This window comes from Nonomuraea sp. NPDC049028, from assembly GCF_043197735.1.
In the GTDB taxonomy this organism is placed as follows: domain Bacteria; phylum Actinomycetota; class Actinomycetes; order Streptosporangiales; family Streptosporangiaceae; genus Nonomuraea.
In genome coordinates, this window is the sequence record NZ_JBICTR010000006.1 from 300,597 (window position 1) to 317,760 (window position 17,164).

18 protein-coding genes are annotated in these 17,164 nt (G+C 71.3%); 7 read left to right on the plus strand and 11 right to left on the minus strand.

What is annotated here, in order from left to right:
* Window positions 1–99: 99 nt before the first annotated feature.
* Window positions 100–801, plus strand: a complete 702-nt coding sequence (locus tag ACGFJ2_RS24775) for a 1-acyl-sn-glycerol-3-phosphate acyltransferase (protein ID WP_225298509.1) — start codon at window positions 100–102, stop codon at window positions 799–801.
* A 98-nt stretch (window positions 802–899) separates the two neighbouring features.
* Here the strand turns inward: ACGFJ2_RS24775 and ACGFJ2_RS24780 are convergent, their stop codons facing one another.
* Window positions 900–1,355 (minus strand): MarR family transcriptional regulator, encoded by a 456-nt coding sequence (locus ACGFJ2_RS24780; protein WP_358538527.1) that lies wholly within the window; start codon window positions 1,353–1,355, stop codon window positions 900–902.
* 84 nt (window positions 1,356–1,439) lie between these two features.
* Between ACGFJ2_RS24780 and ACGFJ2_RS24785 the strand changes: the two genes are divergently transcribed.
* Complete coding sequence (locus ACGFJ2_RS24785) at window positions 1,440–1,871, plus strand: DoxX family protein (RefSeq protein ID WP_358188007.1); 432 nt, start codon at window positions 1,440–1,442, stop codon at window positions 1,869–1,871.
* Window positions 1,872–1,961: 90 nt separating this feature from the next.
* Here ACGFJ2_RS24785 and mmuM read toward each other — a convergent pair whose 3' ends face one another.
* The 5 genes from mmuM to ACGFJ2_RS24810 all read right to left on the minus strand — a co-directional run bounded on the left by mmuM (window position 1,962) and on the right by ACGFJ2_RS24810 (window position 7,891).
* The gene (gene mmuM, locus ACGFJ2_RS24790) at window positions 1,962–2,828 is read right to left on the minus strand and encodes a homocysteine S-methyltransferase (protein WP_357945062.1); all 867 of its coding nucleotides are present in this window, start codon (window positions 2,826–2,828) and stop codon (window positions 1,962–1,964) included.
* A gap of 89 nt (window positions 2,829–2,917) precedes the next feature.
* Window positions 2,918–3,736: a trehalose-phosphatase gene (gene otsB, locus ACGFJ2_RS24795; protein WP_357945065.1), complete on the minus strand. Its 819-nt coding sequence runs from the start codon at window positions 3,734–3,736 to the stop codon at window positions 2,918–2,920.
* Between the two features lie 42 nt (window positions 3,737–3,778).
* Window positions 3,779–4,498 carry a Crp/Fnr family transcriptional regulator gene (locus ACGFJ2_RS24800; RefSeq protein ID WP_393471957.1) on the minus strand — a complete coding sequence of 240 codons (720 nt, stop codon included), beginning with the start codon at window positions 4,496–4,498 and terminating at the stop codon, window positions 3,779–3,781.
* A gap of 115 nt (window positions 4,499–4,613) precedes the next feature.
* The gene (locus ACGFJ2_RS24805; RefSeq protein WP_393471960.1) at window positions 4,614–7,037 is read right to left on the minus strand and encodes a VIT domain-containing protein; all 2,424 of its coding nucleotides are present in this window, start codon (window positions 7,035–7,037) and stop codon (window positions 4,614–4,616) included.
* Window positions 7,034–7,891: a helix-turn-helix domain-containing protein gene (locus tag ACGFJ2_RS24810; protein ID WP_393471963.1), complete on the minus strand. Its 858-nt coding sequence runs from the start codon at window positions 7,889–7,891 to the stop codon at window positions 7,034–7,036. The genes ACGFJ2_RS24805 and ACGFJ2_RS24810 overlap by 4 nt, the downstream gene beginning before the upstream one ends.
* 108 nt (window positions 7,892–7,999) lie before the next feature.
* On the opposite strand from ACGFJ2_RS24810, the gene ACGFJ2_RS24815 reads away from it, so the two are divergent.
* Window positions 8,000–8,467, plus strand: coding sequence for a DNA starvation/stationary phase protection protein (locus tag ACGFJ2_RS24815; RefSeq protein ID WP_357945077.1), 468 nt, complete (start codon window positions 8,000–8,002; stop codon window positions 8,465–8,467).
* A 156-nt stretch (window positions 8,468–8,623) separates the two neighbouring features.
* On the plus strand, window positions 8,624–9,646 hold the full coding sequence (locus ACGFJ2_RS24820; protein ID WP_393471966.1) for an alkaline phosphatase PhoX: 1,023 nt from the start codon (window positions 8,624–8,626) through the stop codon (window positions 9,644–9,646).
* Window positions 9,647–9,747: 101 nt separating this feature from the next.
* Here the strand turns inward: ACGFJ2_RS24820 and ACGFJ2_RS24825 are convergent, their stop codons facing one another.
* Window positions 9,748–10,038 (minus strand): hypothetical protein, encoded by a 291-nt coding sequence (locus ACGFJ2_RS24825; RefSeq protein ID WP_393471968.1) that lies wholly within the window; start codon window positions 10,036–10,038, stop codon window positions 9,748–9,750.
* Window positions 10,020–10,922, minus strand: coding sequence for a helix-turn-helix domain-containing GNAT family N-acetyltransferase (locus ACGFJ2_RS24830; RefSeq protein ID WP_357945085.1), 903 nt, complete (start codon window positions 10,920–10,922; stop codon window positions 10,020–10,022). The genes ACGFJ2_RS24825 and ACGFJ2_RS24830 overlap by 19 nt, the downstream gene beginning before the upstream one ends.
* A 31-nt stretch (window positions 10,923–10,953) precedes the next feature.
* Between ACGFJ2_RS24830 and ACGFJ2_RS24835 the strand changes: the two genes are divergently transcribed.
* Together ACGFJ2_RS24835 and ACGFJ2_RS24840 are read left to right on the plus strand one after the other, a co-directional pair.
* A complete protein-coding gene (locus tag ACGFJ2_RS24835; protein ID WP_358187969.1) occupies window positions 10,954–11,868 on the plus strand; it encodes a lactonase family protein in 915 nt (304 codons plus the stop codon).
* A gap of 125 nt (window positions 11,869–11,993) precedes the next feature.
* Window positions 11,994–13,352 (plus strand): N,N-dimethylformamidase beta subunit family domain-containing protein, encoded by a 1,359-nt coding sequence (locus ACGFJ2_RS24840; RefSeq protein ID WP_393471973.1) that lies wholly within the window; start codon window positions 11,994–11,996, stop codon window positions 13,350–13,352.
* Here ACGFJ2_RS24840 and ACGFJ2_RS24845 read toward each other — a convergent pair.
* Both ACGFJ2_RS24845 and ACGFJ2_RS24850 read right to left on the minus strand, forming a co-directional pair.
* Window positions 13,349–14,077 carry a Clp protease N-terminal domain-containing protein gene (locus ACGFJ2_RS24845; RefSeq protein WP_393471976.1) on the minus strand — a complete coding sequence of 243 codons (729 nt, stop codon included), beginning with the start codon at window positions 14,075–14,077 and terminating at the stop codon, window positions 13,349–13,351. The two genes, ACGFJ2_RS24840 and ACGFJ2_RS24845, sit on opposite strands and share 4 nt — an antisense overlap.
* A gap of 361 nt (window positions 14,078–14,438) precedes the next feature.
* Complete coding sequence (locus ACGFJ2_RS24850; protein WP_357945096.1) at window positions 14,439–15,041, minus strand: IS607 family transposase; 603 nt, start codon at window positions 15,039–15,041, stop codon at window positions 14,439–14,441.
* Between the two features lie 78 nt (window positions 15,042–15,119).
* Between ACGFJ2_RS24850 and ACGFJ2_RS24855 the strand changes: the two genes are divergently transcribed.
* Window positions 15,120–16,145, plus strand: coding sequence for a 6-phosphofructokinase (locus ACGFJ2_RS24855; protein ID WP_357945098.1), 1,026 nt, complete (start codon window positions 15,120–15,122; stop codon window positions 16,143–16,145).
* A 135-nt stretch (window positions 16,146–16,280) separates the two neighbouring features.
* Here the strand turns inward: ACGFJ2_RS24855 and ACGFJ2_RS24860 are convergent, their stop codons facing one another.
* Complete coding sequence (locus tag ACGFJ2_RS24860; RefSeq protein ID WP_357945100.1) at window positions 16,281–17,135, minus strand: MHYT domain-containing protein; 855 nt, start codon at window positions 17,133–17,135, stop codon at window positions 16,281–16,283.
* Between the last annotated feature and the right edge of the window lie 29 nt (window positions 17,136–17,164).

Consider the following 17,164-nt stretch of genomic DNA (forward strand, 5'->3'; position numbering starts at 1 on the left):
GATCGAGGTGGATTGTGCGAGAGGTGAGGTAGGAGCATCGGTTCTGAGATGCGAAGATGACTTTGCTTACAGATCGCGCTGTGGGGAAGAGGTGGCCGGGTGTTCTACTGGGTGGTCAAGGCCATCTTGGGGCCGATCCTCCGCGTCGTCTTCCGGCCGTGGGCGGAGGGTGTGGAGAACGTGCCCAGGCAGGGGCCGGTCATTCTCGCCGGAAACCACCTGTCGTTCGCCGACCACTTCTTCGGGCCGCTGCATCTGCGCCGCAAGGTCATCTCGCTCGGCAAGTCCGACTACTTCACCGGGCGGGGCGTCAAGGGCTTCTTCACCCGGCTGTTCTTCAGCGGCGTCGGCACCGTGCCGATCGACCGCTCGGGCGGCAAGGCCAGCGAGGCCGCGCTGCGCACCGGCATGCGGGTGCTGCGCGAGGGCAACGTCCTGGGCATCTACCCGGAGGGCACCCGCTCACCCGACGGCCGCCTGTACAAGGGCAAGACGGGCGTCGCCCGCCTGGCCCTCATGTCGCGGGTGCCGGTGATCCCGTGGGCCATGGTCCACACCTTCGAGATGATGCCCCCCGGCCACCCGCTGCCCAAGCTCGGGATCCGGCCCGGGGTCCGCTTCGGCAAGCCGCTCGACTTCTCCCGCTATTACGGGATGGAGGAGGACCGGCTGGTGCTGCGCGCCGTGACCGACGAGATCATGTACGCGCTCATGGAGCTGTCGGAGCAGGAGTACGTCGACAAGTACGCCGCCAGCGCCAAGGTCGAGATGGAGCGCGCGGCCCGAGCCGCCAAGGGCTGACCACCGTTCATCACGGCGGTTGCCGTGGTGCCTGTCTGGTCTCGCGCCCGGCGGCGGTCACTGCCGTGGTGCCTGTCCGGTCTTGCGCATAGCAGCGGTCACTGCCGGAGTGCCTGCTCGGTCTTGCGCATGGCGGTGGTCATCGTCTCCAGCTCGCCGCGGGTCATCCGGTCGATGAGGTAGGCCCGGACGACCTCCACGTGGCCGGGGGCGACCCGCTCCAGGCAGCGGACGCCCGCCTCGGTCAGCACGGCCAGCACGCCGCGCTCGTCGGACGGGCAGGTGGTCCGCTCGACCAGGCCCGCCTTCTCCAGCTGCCCGATCTGGTAGGTCAGCGCGGACTTCGACACCACGACGCCCCTGGCCAGCTCCGTCATGCGCATCTGGCGGCCGGGGGCGTCGGCCAGGCGGGCCAGCACCTCGTACTGCGGATGGGTCAGCCCGGCCGCGGCCTTGAGCTGCTCTTCGATGCGCCGCTCCAGCAGGTGGGAGGTGGACAGGAAGGCGCGCCAGGCGGCCATCTCCGTCTCGTCGAGCCACGCGGTGTCCGTCACGGCGTCCAGTGTACTTGTTGTTCAGATTTGAACTTCCGGGTAGAGTGCTGGTTCAAATCTGAACAACTGCCTTTTGGAGAGCGCATGCTTGACCAGTCACGTTCCGTAGCCATCCTGGTCGCCCGAGTGGCCGTCGGCGTGATCTTCCTGGTGCACGGCTACCAGAAGTTCGCCACGATGGGGATCGCCGGGACCACCAAGTTCTTCGAGTCGGCCGGGATCCCGCTGGCCGCGGCCGCCGCTCCGGCGGTGGCGGTGCTGGAGGTCGCGGGCGGCCTGGCGCTGATCCTCGGTGTGGCGCTGCCCGTCGTGGGGACGCTGCTGGCGCTCGACATGGCGGGCGCGATCCTGTTCGTCCATGGGGCCAACGGGTTCGGGGTGGACAAGGGCGGCTTCGAGTTCGTCCTGTCGCTGGCGGCGGGCGCGCTGGCCGTCGGCTTCAGCGGGGGCGGCGCGCTCGCCCTCGACCGCGTGCTGTCCTCCCGCCGCCGCACCCCTGAGAACGTCGCGGCCTGACCGCCGTCGCCCCTGACCGTGGTGGCTGGGGCTTCCGTCGCCGGGCCCCCGTTTCCGGGCTCCCGTTTCTGGGCTTCTGCGGCGCGGTGCTCAGGACAGGTGGGCGCGGATCTGCTTGATGTGCTCGGGAGTGGTACGGCAGCAGCCGCCGATGAGCGAGGCGCCGGCCCGTTGCCACTCCTCGGCCGCCTGGCCGTACTCCACGGGCTCGGCGGTGCCGCGCCACCGGCCCTGCTCGGCGTCCCAGTATTCGCCGGAGTTCGGGTAGACGACCACCGGCAGGCCGCCGGCCAGCGTGGCGATGAGGCCGGGGATGTGCCGCGGCGCGGTGCAGTTGACACCGACGGCCACCACCTGCGAGCTGCCGGCGAACAACGCGGCGGCCTCGGCGATCGGGGTGCCGTCGTTGAGGTGCGCGGCGTCGCGGCAGGAGAAGCTCACCCACGCCTTGACCGATGGCGTCTCGGCGAGCAGCCTGGCCAGCGCCCGCGCCTCCGGGTAGGACGGGATGGTCTCGCAGGCGAGCAGGTCGGGCCCACTTGAGGCGAGGATCTCCCAGCGCGGCCGGTGCCACGAGAGCAGGCCCAGCTCGTCGAGGTCGTAGTCGCCGGTGTATTCGGCGCCGTTGGCCAGGTAGGCGCCGTAGGGGCCGATCGAGGCGGCCACCAGCCCGCCCCCGGCCTCGTCACGGGCCTGGCCGGCCAGCTCGACCGAGAGCCTGATCAGCCGCTCGGCCTGCGCCTCGTCGAGCCCGCGCCGGACGAACCCCGGGATCGACGCCTGGTAGCTCGCGGTCGTGGCCACGTCGGCGCCGGCGGCGAAGTAGTCGGCGTGCACGCGCCGGATCAGCGCCGGATCCTCCACCAGCAGCCGCGCCGACCACAGCTCGTCGCTCAGGTCGGCGCCGAGCATTTCGAGGCGGGTGGCCAGACCGCCGTCCAGGACAAGGGTGCTCACCCGTCCAGAATATGGTGCCCCGCGTACTCGACAGCACTTTCCGGCTCGGGTGAACGACCCTAATAAGCCGGGGTGAATTTCCGGCCGGGCTATTGCGTTTGCCGGTTGTCATGGAAAGCGCGGATTATCTCGTCCAGCATGGCCGGGACGTCGGCCGGGCCGGCCACGGTGAAATCCGCCTGCCGGGCCAGTTCGTCGCCGGTTTCGCTGTTCGCCACCGCCACTCTGACTCCGACGAACTCCGGGTCGCCTTCCTCGCGCGTACGCAGGGCCTCGAAGGCGCGGGCGTCGGACAGGTCGTCGCCGAAGTACCAGGCCCTGGCCAGGGCGGCGCACTCCGTTTCGACGACGGTGCCCTTGTCGCCGTGCACCGGTGGCTTGAGCTCGACCACCATGCGGCCCAGCTGCTCGGCCAGGCCCAGCTCGGCGGCCTTGGCCGACGACCATCTCTCCACCGCGCCACGCAGCGCCGGATCCGCTCTGTAGTGCAGCGCCACCATCAGCGCCTTGTCCTCCACCAGCACCTTGCCCGGCAGATCGCGGGCGGCGTCGGCGACCAGGCGGCGGATGACCGGCGCCCATGGCTCCGCCTCGCCGGCGTTCATGATCTCGCCGTCGACCACCGTCTGCAGGCCGTACAGGCCGAAGAGCCGCACACCGGGGGCGCCGGAGAAGCGGTCGCGCAGGAACGCGGCGGGGCGCGCGGAGACGACGGCGACGCGGGCGAACAGCTCCGCCAGCGCGCCCAGCCGCTCCACCGCTCCGGGGACGGGGAGCACCGCGTCGGGATCATTCATGATGGGTGCGACAGTGCCGTCGAAATCGAAGAAGAAACCCGATTCCCGGGCCGCGGAAACGGTGGCGGAGACCGCCTCGGCGAAGCGCAGCGGTGCGCGAGAGGTCGCCATGTACGGTGACGATAGAACAGCCCGCCGGACTCCGATAGACGCCTATTCGTAGCTCCGATGAACCTTTTTCCGGTGAACCTGGCCGGAGTTCGTTCCGTCGCCGGCCGGAGTGGTCTTCGCGATGCGGGCGAGCGCTTCGGCGTCCTTCACCGTCACCTCGCCTTCGCCGATCTCGACGAGCTCGCGGCGTTCGAAGGACCGCAGGGCCCGGTTGACGCTCACCCTGGTCGCGCCGATCTCGGCCCCCAGGCCCGCCTGCCCGGCGTGCAGCTGGACCCGGCCGCCTTCGCTGCGTCGTACCAGCCACTTGGCCACCCGCGCGGAGACGTCGAGCACGACCGCGTCCGTGAGCCGCTCGTCGAGGTCGCGCACGGTCTGGGCGAGTGTACGCATGAGCCGGGCCGCCACCGACGGCTCGGTGGCGATCACCTCGAGCACCGCCACGCTTGGCAGGTAGGCCACCTCCACCGGCGTGAGGGCCGTCAGCGTGGCCCGGTGCGTACCCTCCACCAGGAGCGTCGTCTTGTCGAACGCCACGGGCGCGGCGTCCACCGACAGCACCACCTCGCGGCCGTCGACGCTCACCCGCCCGGCCTTGACCCGGCCGTCGAGCAGCACGATCAGCTGGTCGGCCGGGTCGCCCTCGGTGCAGAGCACCTGCCCCGCCGGGTAGCGCCGCTGCCGCGCGACGGACTCCAGCCTGCGCAGCCCTTCTTTGCCCAGCTCACGGAACATCGGGAGGGCGGCCAGCGTGTGCGTCATGTATCAGGTGATACACCACGGCCGTGCCCGGTGATGCGGCGACCGTCTAGCTCGCGGGCCTAGCGTGCGGGTATGGCGAGATTTGTGGTGCAGCTGGCGTTCGACGGCGGTGCCGTCAGGTGCGCTTCCAGAACGGGCGGCGGGGCGTACCCGGCGCGGGCGATCCGGTCGGGGCCGAGGGGGATCCGCTCGTGAGCGCGGTGAGCACCTCGATGACGTGCGCCCGCAGCGCTTCGGCGTCGATGCCCGGTTGCTCCGCCGTCTGCAGCTCGCGGCCCAGGGCGGCCAGCTCCGGATGCCCGCCCAGGAAAGCGGCCAGCGCCGCGAGCCGAGAGCCCAGATCCGCCAAGTAGAGCGGGTCGGGAGCGCCGAACAGCGCCCGGAGCCGGTCGAGCTCGACGACCAGCTGCGTCCTGACGGACTCCAGGCCGGGCCCGCCCGGACGGGGAGCGGCGGGCGGCGCGAACCGCGGCGACGGGCTCATCCGCCCACCGGCCGAGCTGCCGCCGAAACCACCGGCTGAGCCTCCGCCGGGGCTGCGGGGCGCGCCGCCGGGACCCGCTTCCGCCTCCCAGTCGACCCCCCTGGAGCGGCGGGTAGCGTCTGAGGCGCCGGTCTCCTGGGTGCCCATGAGGCCGTGACTCTGGCCGGGGGCGAAGCCCGGGTCGGGGACCGACATGGGGCGGGAGGGCGCGGCCATCACCGCGGCCTGGGCCATGAAGGGCATCATCGGCGGGTTCTGCGGCAGCTCCCAGCCGCTCGGCGGCTCCACGGGCTGGATGACGCGGTGCTCCGGCTCGCCTTCCGCCACCTTTCTGGTGTCGATCGCCACGTAGGCGGTGAAGCGGCACAGCACGCCGTTCTCCAGCGAGACCCGGACGATCTCCGCCTCCAGCTCGTGCTCGCCCATGGCGTACCGGTCCTCCAGCTCGCGCAGGTGCGCGCGGGCCCAGACGGCGCCGATCGCCGGGTTGTCCACCACGGTGCCCGTCACCTGCTGCTCCCACGGGGCGCCCGACGCCAGCCCGCGTACGGTCACCGACGAGCCGTCCCGATAGCGGCCGTGCACGCGCAGCGGGACGCCCGGGAAGATCGAGCCCAGGTGGGTGACCGTGCCCGGCTCCACGTCGAGGCCCTTGAGGGACAGGTCGGTCACGAGAGGCGCGCCGATGCGGCGGTGGATCTGCTCCATGGCGGCGTCCAGGCGGTCCTCCGACTCGACCAGCTCGCAGCGACCCGCGCCCAGACCGGCCAGCCGGCCCAGGAACCCGGCGTTCACCGCCCGGTCGATGCCGACGGTGTGCACCCGCATGGCCGACAGCGCGCCGCCGGTCTGCTCCAGGATCTGGTCCTCGTGGCCCACTTGCCCGTCGGTGACCAGCACCAGAACGCGTTCGCGCCCGTCCTGGTCGTGGAGCAGGGAGATCGCCCGGCGCAGCGGCTCAAGCAGCTCGGTGCCGCCGCGGGCGTCCACGCGCGCGAGATGTTCGACCGCGCGGTAGCGGTTGCGGTCCGAGGCCGTCACGAGCCCCTCGAACGCCTCCTCCACCACCGAGTCGAACGTCAGCACCGCGAACCGGTCCTGCTCCGTCAGCGTGTCGACGATCCGCGCCGCGGCCCGGCGGGCGGCGACCATCTTCCAGCCGCCCATGCTGCCCGACCTGTCCAGCAGCAGTACGAGGTCACGCGGCGTGCGCGGCGACTCCAGCGCCGGGGGCAGCACGGTCAGCGAGAACGCGCCCCGGCCGTCGAGCTGCAGCGCGGTCGAGGCCTCGAACGACAGCCGCAGGATGAAGTCGCGGTCCAGCCGCTCGCCCGGCCGCAGTCGTACCGTATGACCCTCTTCCTCGACCACGTGCAGGCTGGAAGCCAGCTCCCGCAGGTCCAGCCCGGCGGGGTCGATCGTCGCCGTCAGCGACAGGCGTACCGGATCGGGGAAGCCGGGCAGGAGCACCGGCGGGGTGATGCGCGAGGCGTCGGGGACCGCGTCGGTGTCGGGCGCGGTGCCGTCGCCGGCGCCGGGGCCGTCGAGCGGCGTGCCCGGAATGTAGCGGGGGGCGACGACCAGCGGGAAGCGGAACGTGGCCGCGCCGTCCTCGTACGGCAGCGGCTGGCTCAGCGTGAGCCGGACCGTCACCCGCTCGCCCGGCAGCAGGTTGCCCACCGTGATCGTGAACACGTCGGGCCGGTCCTCCTCGGCGATCGCGGCCCGCTTGCCCTCGCGCAGCGCCCGGTCGTAGTCGGCCCTGGCCTGGCCGCGCTCCTTGAGCACGCCGTCGATCACCCGGTCGTCGGCCTCCATCCTGAACCCCGTCACCGCCGCCCTGTCGGGCAGCGGGAAGACGTAGGTGGCCTCCAGCGTGACGTCGTACGGATTGCGGAAGCCCTGCGTCACCTCGACCTCGGCCATCAGGCCGGAGATGTCGGCGGACACGTCGACGCTCTCCAGAGGCAGGTTCCCGCGCGCCGTCCGCAGCGCGCCGAACCCGGCGTCCGGCACCGGCAGGCACCGGGTGGGCTCGAGCGAAGTGATCTTCATGCTAGCTTCCTCTCTTCGAGCAGCGCCAGCAGCGGTGCCGCCGCGGTGAGTACCGCCTGGATGTCGTCTTCAGCCGGGGTACGGCCGGCGCCGTCGAGCACGAGCGTCACTCCGTCAGCCAGCCTGATCCCACGCACCAGCGCCCCGTGCCCCCTGGGCCGGGGGAGGTGTGCGGGTCGGCCCGCACCGTCGGTCGGCGGAGTATCGGCCGGTCGGAGAACGTCGGCGGGCAGGGGCACGTCGGCGATGCCGGTGGACGGGGGAGCGTCGGTGGGCGGGGGATGCGGAAGGGCGGGGCCGGTCGCATCGGCGGGGTGCGCGGCCCAGAACCGGCCGCGCGGGCTCCCGGATCGAGTCGCCGAGCCGTCGGGGAGGGCCGCCGCCTCAGGCGTCTCGCCCTCCGCAAGGCCCGTCTCGCCCTCCGTAAGATCCGCCGCATCCTGAGCCGCCTCGCCCTGGGGCGCCGTCGTCCCAGTCGTCGTGGCGTCCAGAACGGCCCCCGTCGCCGCGACGTCCTCGTCCAGAGTCGACCAGCCGGGGTGGGCCGTCCGCTCCAAGGTCGTGTCCGTGGCGCCGGTCAGGGCGGTCTGGATCTCCGCGATCGACCGCCCGGCCGCCTGCAGCCGCTTGATGGCCACGAGCTGCAGCAGATGCCGCCGGCCGTACTGGGCGATGCGTCCACGCCTGGTCAGCGGTGGGTCGACGAGGCCGATCGTGGTGTACCACCTGATCAACCGCTCGCCGGGCACGTCGCGGACCCGGCCGTTGAGCGGCTGCGCGTGCGGCTGGGCGTGCGCGCGCAACGCGTCGGCGGCGCGCTCCGCCAGCTCACGGATGGTCCAGGTCTCGCTCATACCTTCACAATTACACTGTCACTATTGCAGTGTCAACCAAGAGAAAGCGGGCAAAGGGGACTGGATCGCATAGGGACCCTGATGTCGAACCACGGGGAGGAACACATCATGGCTACGATCACCGGTCCGCTCTCGGGCGACGCGAAGAAGACGGTCGCGACGGCCCTGCAAGGAGCCCTGGTCGATCTCCTCGATCTCTCGCTGCTCGCCAAGCAGATGCACTGGAACCTGACCGGCCCGCACTTCCGGCAGATCCACCTCCAGCTCGACGAGGTCACCGCCCTGGCCCGTGAGCACGCGGACACCATCGCCGAGCGCGCCGTCGCCCTGAGCATCAATCCGGACGGCCGGGCGGCCACCATCGCCAAGTCCACCAAGCTCTCACAGCCGGAGAACGGCTGGATCGAGGACGGCAAGGTCGTGGCGACGATGACCGACATCCTGGAGGCCGTCGGCAAGCGAATGCGCGAGCGCGTCGCCGCGACCGACGAGCCCGACCCGGTCAGCCAGGACCTGCTCATCGCGGTGGCTCAGGACATCGACAAGCAGCACTGGATGTTCCAGGCCCAGCGCTGACGCCGCCACAGCCCGGGGCCCGCGCTCCGGGTCCCTGGCGGCGCACCGCCGCGCTCATCCGGTGGCCAGAGATTTCGCGCAGAATTTGATCTCGCGCCTCCCTGTCATTCATGTCGGCGGGGTCGACTAGCGTGGCACCTAGAGGGAGGCCTCACGATGTCCAGCAAGACTCTCCTCCGCACGGGCCCGCTCTGGCAGGGCGGGATGAGCCCTTACGGCCCGCTGGAGCCGCCAGGTGGCGACGATCTGGCGCTGCCCGGGGGGTTCAGCGGCCGGGTCGTGGCCCGCTCGGGCCAGAAGGTGGCCGGGCTGACGTGGCACGCGGCGCCCGACGGCGGCGCGTGCTTCCCTGACGGCACCGGCTGGATCTACGTGTCCAACTCCGAGCTGCCGCTGCTCGGCGGCGCGTCCGCGCTCCGGTTCCGCGCCGACGGTTCGATCGCCGACGCGTACCGCATCCTGTCCGGGACCGACCGCAACCGGGCGGGCGGCGCGACGCCGTGGCACAGCTGGCTCTCCTGCGAGCTCGGTGACCGCGGCCGGGTGTTCGAGTGCGATCCGTACGGCATGCGAGCCGGGCGCCCCCGCCTGGCCATGGGCCGGTTCAAGCACGAGGCCGCCGCCTGCGACCCCGACCGGCAGGTCGTCTACCTGACGGAGGGGGAGCCCGACGGGTGCTTCTACCGGTTCAGGCCCGGCGACTGGGGCGATCTCACCGAGGGCACCCTGGAGGTGCTCTGCCTCGCCGGTGACTGGAAGCCGGTGCCGTCGCCCGCCGCGGTGCTCAAGGCCACGCGCCACCAGATAGACGACGCCCGCCACTTCGACGGCGGCGAGGGCTGCCACTACGCGGGCGGGGTCTGCTACTTCACCACCGAGGGCGACAGCGGCCTGTGGGCGTACGACGCCGAGACCTCCACGCTCGACCGGATCTGCGACGGCGTACGCGCGATCACCGCCGCCCCCTCGGGCGACCTCTACGTGGCCAGGCAGTCGACGGAGATCGACGTCATCACCCCCGATCGGGCGGTCACGCCGTTCCTCAAGCTTGGTGGCCTCAGCGGGGCCGAGCTCACGGGGCTGGCGTTCGCGCCCGACGGCGGGCGGCTCTACTTCTCGGCCAGACGGGGCCGCGACGACGGCCGCACCTTCGAGGTGGCCGGCCCCTTCCGCGCCTAGCCCGGTTCGCGCACGCCACCTCCGCCGATCGCGGGGAAGCCGATCGCGGGGAAAACGGAAGTACGGGCCTGGCCGAGCCAGCCGGGGACCACCAGGACCGCTCAGGCGGCGAGCGGGCCCGCCACGACGATCACCGCGCCGTAGGTCAGGAGCCGGCGGTAGAAGACGTCCCGGTCCATGCCTCTGACGTTGGCTACGAGCAGGGCGCCCGTGGTCGAGAACGGGCTGACGTCCACGATGGCCGACGACACCGACAGCGCCGCGGTCATCGCGATCGGTCCCAGCGTGCCCTGCGCGAGGAAGGGTACGGCGAGCGGCACCAGCGCGCCCAGGATGCCGACCGTGGAGGCGAAGGCTCTGAGCGGGCGGTGAACTAGAGGTCGCGGCTCCACTCCTGCTCGGTGACCTCGATCCCGTTCTCCGTCTCCTTGTGCTCCGCTTCCAGCTCGAACCCGGCGGCCTGGTAGATGCGCCGCGCGCTGTCCAGGCAGTCGCGGGTCATCAGCGTGATCCGCTTGTAGCCCTCGGCCTTGGCATGGCGCAGGCACTCGCTCACGAGCCGTCCGCCCAGGCCCAGCCCGCGGGCCGACGGCTCGACCAGCAGGAGCCGGAGCCGCGCGGTGGTGTCGTCCTCCCGTACGCAGAACACGCACCCGGCGGGCTCCCCGCCGACCTCGGCGATCCACCCCATGTCGCGCGACGGGTCGTAGGCGCCGATGATCCTGGCCACCAGCCGCTCGAAGTCCATGCCCCAGCCGTACTCCCGGCTGTAAAGGACGCCGTGCCGGTAGACGACCCAGCTCAGGTCGCCCGTGCGCAGGGGGCGGATCACGTACGGCTCGCGCTCGCCGGCGCCCTCCAGCAGTGTCCTGATCGTGGCCATGCTCGCGACCAGGCGTTCCTGTCCCGGCTCGGGCAGCGTGGTCAGCAGCCGCTCGGCCTCCTCGTCCGACCGCGCGTCCAGCAGCCCGTACGACTCGACGCCCGCCGCGGTGAGCCGGACGACCTGCTTGCGGGCGTCGGTGGCCGCGCGCTCCTTCGAGATCAGTCCGTCGCCCTCGAGGCGGGTCAGGATCCTGCTCAGGTAGCCCGCGTCGAGACCGATGAGGGCGCGCAGCTCGCCCGTCTCCAGCCGGCCCGCGTGCCCGAGCTCGAACAGCACCCTGCACTCGGCCAGCGAATAGGGCGAGTCGAGCATTCCGGCCTGAAGGACGCCGATGACCTTCGTATAGAACCGGTTGAAGGCTCTGATCTCGGCGACTCTTGCCTTTGTCAACGAACTCATTGCTTTAGTCAAGCATGAGAGGATGCCTTCTGTGAAGCACCTGTATATAGGCGGATATGGGCCCGGCATCGTCACCCCCGGCGGAGAGTTGACCCGCCTCACCTCGTCCTCGTTCCTGGCCGCGCATCCGAAGCTGCCGGTGCTGTACGCGGTGGGCGAGCTGGCCCAGGGCTGGCTGAGCGCGTTCAGCACGGAGGCGGCCGCGCTGGCCCCGCTGGACGAGCGGCCCAGCATGGGTGACAGCCCCTGCCACGTGGCGGTCGATCCGGAGGGCGAGCTGCTCGCCGTCGCCAACTACGGCGACGGCACGGTCAGCCTGCATCACCTCGACTCCCGCGGCGCGTTCGAGGGCCGCCCGATCGTGCTGCGCCACGAGGGCTCCGGGCCGCACCCCGAGCGCCAGCAGGGCCCGCACGCCCACCAGACGGTCTTCCACGACGGCCTGCTGTACGTCTCCGACCTGGGCACCGACCAGATCCGCCGCTACACCCCCGAGGGCGAGGCGCTGGAGCCGCTGCGCCTGACCCCGGGCACCGGGCCGCGCCACATGGTCTTCTCCGGCTCGCGCCTGTACATCGTGGGCGAGCTCGACGGCATCGTCACCCTCATCGACGGCGAGAAGTCGGCGGGCGCCCTCGCCTCACGCGCCGAGGGCGTCAACCAGCCCTCCCACCTCGACCTGGACGGGGACTTCCTGTACGTGGCCAACCGCGGCCCCAACACGATCACCGTGCTGCGGGCCGAAGACCTGACGCCGGTGGCCGAGGTGCCGTCGGGTGGCGAATGGCCCCGGCACTTCGCCATCGCCGGCGACCGCCTGTACGTGGCCAACCAGCACTCGGGAGTGGTCACCGAGTTCGCGCTGAAGGACGGCGTACCCGAGCCGACGGGTCAGGTGCTGGAGGTCGACAGCCCCTCTTGCGTGCTGCCGGCGTAAGGAGCTTCTTGGGTGCCGCCGACGTAAAGGTCCTTGCGCGTCCGGGGCCTGCTTGCGTGCTGCGGGCGTAAGGACTTCCCCAAGTCGCCGGTCCGGTGGGCGGGCGAGCGTGACCATGGTGCGCTGTGCGCAAGTCCTTGATCGTCCTGATCCTGCTGGTGTCCGCGTGCGGCAGCACCACCCCCGCCGCCCCGGCCCACCCGCCCGCCCCGCCCGCTTCGGCGCCCGAAGCCGCCGCGCCCGCCCCCGCTGAGGTCCCGGCCGCTCGGCCGGTGCGCTGGCGCATCACCGAGCGCGGGGCGGAGCACGAGATCGAGGGATACGCCGACCGCGTCAGCGTGCTGCCCGGCGAGCGGTTCCGGATGCGCGTCTCCACGACCGCGCCGCGCTTCACCGCGCACGCCTTCCGCGTGGGCGCCCACCCGGCGGAGGTGTGGCACTCCGGCCCGCTTCCCGGGGTACGTCAGGCGCCGCCCCAGACGGTGGAGGGCATGGTCACGGCCGCCCACTGGAAGCCCTCGCTCACCGTCGACACGACCGGCTGGCGGGAGGGCGCCTACCTGGTACGCCTGGACGCCTCCAGCGGCGGCCAGCGCTACGTGCCGATCACCGTACGTTCGGCCTCGACGCAGGGGCGGGTGGTGCTGGTCAACGCGGTGACCACCTGGCAGGCGTACAACCTGTGGGGCGGCCGCAGCCTCTACCAGGGTCCGGGCGGGTTCGACGACCGCTCGCGCAAGGTGACCTTCGACCGGCCCTACGACACCTCGGGCGCGCGGCTCTTCCTCGACTTCGAGCTGTCCGCGATCGAACTGGCCGAGCGCAGCGGCGTGCCGCTGGCCTACCTGACCAGCCTGGACCTGCGCCCCGGCGTCCTCGATGGAGCCAGGGCCGTGGTGTCCCTGGGGCATGACGAGTACTGGTCACCCGGCATGCGCGCCGCCGTCACCAAAGCCCGTGACGCCGGCACGAACCTGGCCTTCCTCGGCGCCAACGCCGTCTACTGGCGCATCGGGCTGTACGGCCGGATGATCATGTGCGACAAGGAGAGCCAGTGCCCGCTCTGGCGCGCGTCCGCGCCGGAGAGCGCGCTGGTCGGGCAGGAGTACGACTGCTTCCCCGCCGAGGCCGCCTACGTGCTGCGCAGACCCGGCCACTGGATCTTCGAGGGCACCCGGGGCAGGCGCTTCCCCGGCCTGGCCGGCGTCGAGACCGACAAGGTGTCCGACGGCTCGCCCGAGAACATCAAGGTGCTGGCCCATTCGCCGGTCGACTGCGGCGGCCGGGCGACGTCCTCCGACAGCACCTACTACACCGCACCGGGAGGGGCCGGGGTGTTCGCCTCCGGCACGATGCGCTGGGTGTGCGGGATGCGGGGAAGGCGGTGCGGCCACGGGGTCACCAAGGCAGCCGCCCCCTTCACCCGCCGCGCGACGCGCAACATCCTGACCAGGTTCGCCCAGGGTCCGGCCGGGGCGCCCTAAGCCTTCCCCTCGCGCCCGCGCAGGATCTCGGCGAGCATCCGCTGGATCTCGGGCTCGGCACCCTCCTTGGTCACGCCGAGCCCGTCGAGCGCGGCCACGGCCGTCCCCTCGCCGAGCGACAGCACGCCGAGCAGGATGTGCTCGGTGCCGATGAAGTTGTGGCCGAGCCGCAGAGCCTCGCGCAGCGTCAGCTCCAGGGCCTTCTTGCTCTGCGGGGCGTAGGGCGGCTTGTCGGGCGCGTTCTCACTCGGCGGGGCGAGCATGGCCGTCATGACCTCCTCGACCCGCTCCAGCGGCGCGCCGAGCGTCACCATGGCCTTGGCCGCCAGCGCTTCCGGCTCGCTCAGCAGCCCGAGCACGAGGTGCTCGGGCTCGATGTACTCGCTGCCCGCCCTGATGGCCGCCTGCTCGGACCGCACGATGACCGAGCGCGCCCGGTTGGTGTAGCGGGCGTAGGCGCGGAGCTCTTCGGCCAGCCCCCCCTCCCTGGGGACGAACCGCTTCTGGGCGGCCTGCTTGGTCACGCCCATGCTGCGGCCGATCTCGGTCCAGGAGGCGCCGGAGTGCCGGGCCCGGTCGACGAAGTGGCCGATGAGGTGGTCGGCCACCTCGCCCAGGTGCTCGCCCAACGTCACGGCGTCGGAGAGCTGGCCCAGGGGGTCGCCGTCGGGGTGACGGCTCTTGATCGCGTTGATGAGGTCGTCGAGACGCACGGTCTGGTCCATGGGTCAACCATAGGTTGACGATGCCTAACCGTCAACCTATGGTTGACGATCTGGGGTCGTCCATTCATGCATGGCGTGGTGTGCGGTGCGGCCGACGCCATCGGTTCGGTGCTGGCCGGATGGCTCCAACGCTTGTTCGGCTGAGATCTCCCCGCCGCCGGGAGCCTGCCCATGGCCGACACACTCACGAAATCGCCTCCCGGAGAGGGGTTTCGCTCGCTACGCTCGCGTTTGGTCTAGACCACTGCCCGCGTGGACGGGCAGAATTGCGGTCCAGGTCGTGAAACCGTTCGGAGAATCTTAGTGATCCTCGTGCCGGCTCCATCGGCATGCGCCTCGCTCGCCGGGGACATGCGCCGCCTCACGCTGCCTCGAAGGCGGCCCGGAGCGCGGCCCTGGCCCTGCGGGCGGCCGAGCGCCGGCCGTACAACCGGGCGCAGAGCGAGGTGAGGACCTCCGCCATGTCACGCAACAGCTCGTCGTCGACCCGGGCGCCCGGGACGGCGCCCGACTCGCCGGCCTCCGTTTCGTCGGTGACCACGATCCGGCGGCCGGTGGCCTCCAGCGCGGCCGACAGCTGCTCCAGCCCGAACCGGGCGAGCCGGTCACGGCGCTCGACCACGATCACGCCCACGGACGCGTCGCGCAGCAGACGGGCCAGCTTCGGCCGGTCGCCGTCCATGCCCGAGCCGACCTCGCCGACGACCTCGGTGACCGTCAGGCCCATCGCGGTGGCCGCGCGGACCACGCGGACCGCCTGCCGATCGAGCTCGGCCAGCTGGTCGGTGCCGGACACCCTGCAGTACGCGACCGTCCGGCCCGTGACCTCGGCCGTCCGATCGAGGACCATGTACCTACCGGTGGCGGTCTTGACCACCGGGACGGGCATCTTCCCGTCTCGCGCCCACTGCCAGGCGGTCTGGTAATGCACGCCGTTCCGCCGCGCCCACTCCGAGAGCTTCACATATCGACAATCTCAGACGAAGACTGAGAAGAGCTGATGTTTTCACTAACGGCAAGAAACCCATAGGAGGAACCCGTCATGCGAATCGGAGTGCTCACCGGAGGCGGCGACTGTCCCGGACTCAACGCGGTGATCAGGGCGGTAGTGCGGAAGGGGGTGAGCGTCTACGGTCACGAGTTCGTCGGGTTCCGTGACGGCTGGCGCGGCCCGCTCGAAGGCGACACGATGCCGTTGGACATCCAGGCCGTACGGGGCATCCTTCCGCGGGGTGGCACGATTCTCGGCTCCTCGCGTACCAACCCCATCAAGATCGAGGGGGGCGTCGACCGCATCAAGGAGAACCTGGCGGCCACCGGCGTCGACGCGCTGATCGCCATCGGCGGCGAGGACACCCTCGGCGTCGCCAGGCAACTCTTCGAGCGCGACGTCAAGGTCGTCGGCGTGCCCAAGACGATCGACAACGACCTGTCGGGCACCGACTACACCTTCGGCTTCGACACCGCCGTCAACATCGCGACGGAGGCCATCGACCGCCTGCACACCACCGCCGAGTCCCACCACCGGGCGCTCATCTGCGAGGTCATGGGCCGGCACGCGGGCTGGATCGCGCTGCACGCGGGCATGGCGGGCGGCGCCAACGTCATCCTGATCCCCGAGCGGCCGTTCGACATCGACCGCGTCTGCGAGTACGTCGAGTCGCGCTTCCGTACCCGCTACTCGCCGATCCTCGTGGTCGCCGAGGGCGCGCACCCGATCGAGGGTCAGATCGCGCTGCAGGCCGGCGAGCTCGACGCGTTCGGCCACGTACGGCTCGGCGGCATCGGCGAGGTGCTGGCCAAGGAGATCGAGAAGCGCACCGGCAAGGAGGCCCGCACCACCGTGCTCGGCCACATCCAGCGCGGCGGCACCCCGACGGCCTACGACCGGGTCCTGGCCACCAGGTTCGGGCTGCAGGCGATCGACGCGGTGCACGAGGGCGACTACGGGATCATGGTGGCGCTGCGCGGCACCGACATAGTCCGGGTCGGGCTCGACGTGGCGACGGCCGAGCTCAAGACGGTGCCGGTGTCGCGCTACGCGGAGGCCGAGGTGTTCTTCGGCTGATTGAAAGCGGGTTGCAAGCGGGTGGCCGTAGCTTCTGTATCGGCGGGGTTACCGCTACAACCCCCTCAGGGTACGGCTTGCGCCGCGGCGAGTCGGCGGCCCACCACGCGCCGCAAGCCGTACCTATGACATAGCTCAAGAACGGGGCGTGCCGAAGAGATCCACATCCGGCGCGCCCCCGTTTTGTGCCACCCGGGCACCGCCCTGTGGCTGCGGCGGGGTGCGTCCCTCCAGCCGGGCACGAAACTCCGCCTCCCGGTGCAGTTCCTTCTCCGAGGGCGAGAGCATGACGGTGAGCAGCAGCCCCATGGTGATCACGCTGAGCCCCACGATCAGCGGCAGCAGGAAGTCGATGGCCTTCGCGCCGGTGACCGGCCCCGCCGGGCTGTGCGCGTGCACCGACATCCCGTACATCCCCGTGTAGTGCATGCCGGTCACCGCGACGCCCATGACCAGCGCCGCGCCGCCGATCTTCAGCGCGCCGCGGACCCGCAGGGTGAACCAGAGCGCGACGGTGGCCGCGACGATCGCGATGACCACCGACAGCGCCACGAACAGCGGGTCGTAGGTGACGTCCCCCGCCATGTTCATCGCGTACATGCCCAGGTAGTGCATGCCGGCCACGCCGATGCCCGTCAGGACACCGCCGCCGAGCAGGTACGAGGCGCGCTCACCGCCGCGCCAGACCACGAACAGCCCGGCGCCGACCACCACGACCGCGAGCAGCGCCGAGGCCGCGGTGAGCGGCATGTCGTAGCGGATCACCGTGCCCTGCACCGAGAAGCCCAGCATGGCGATGAAGTGCATCGTCCAGATGCCGGTGCCGCCGATGGCCACCGCCGCGCCCGCCAGCCAGTATCGGGCCTCCCTGGCGCTGACCAGCCGGGCCCGCGAGGTCAGCAGCAGGCCGAGCATGGACCCGATGCTGGACATGCCGTAGGCGACAAGAAGGGTCAGAGGCCCATAGGAGAAGTGATCAATCGGCGACATAGGCGCACACGTCCCTTAGAGGTGAATAA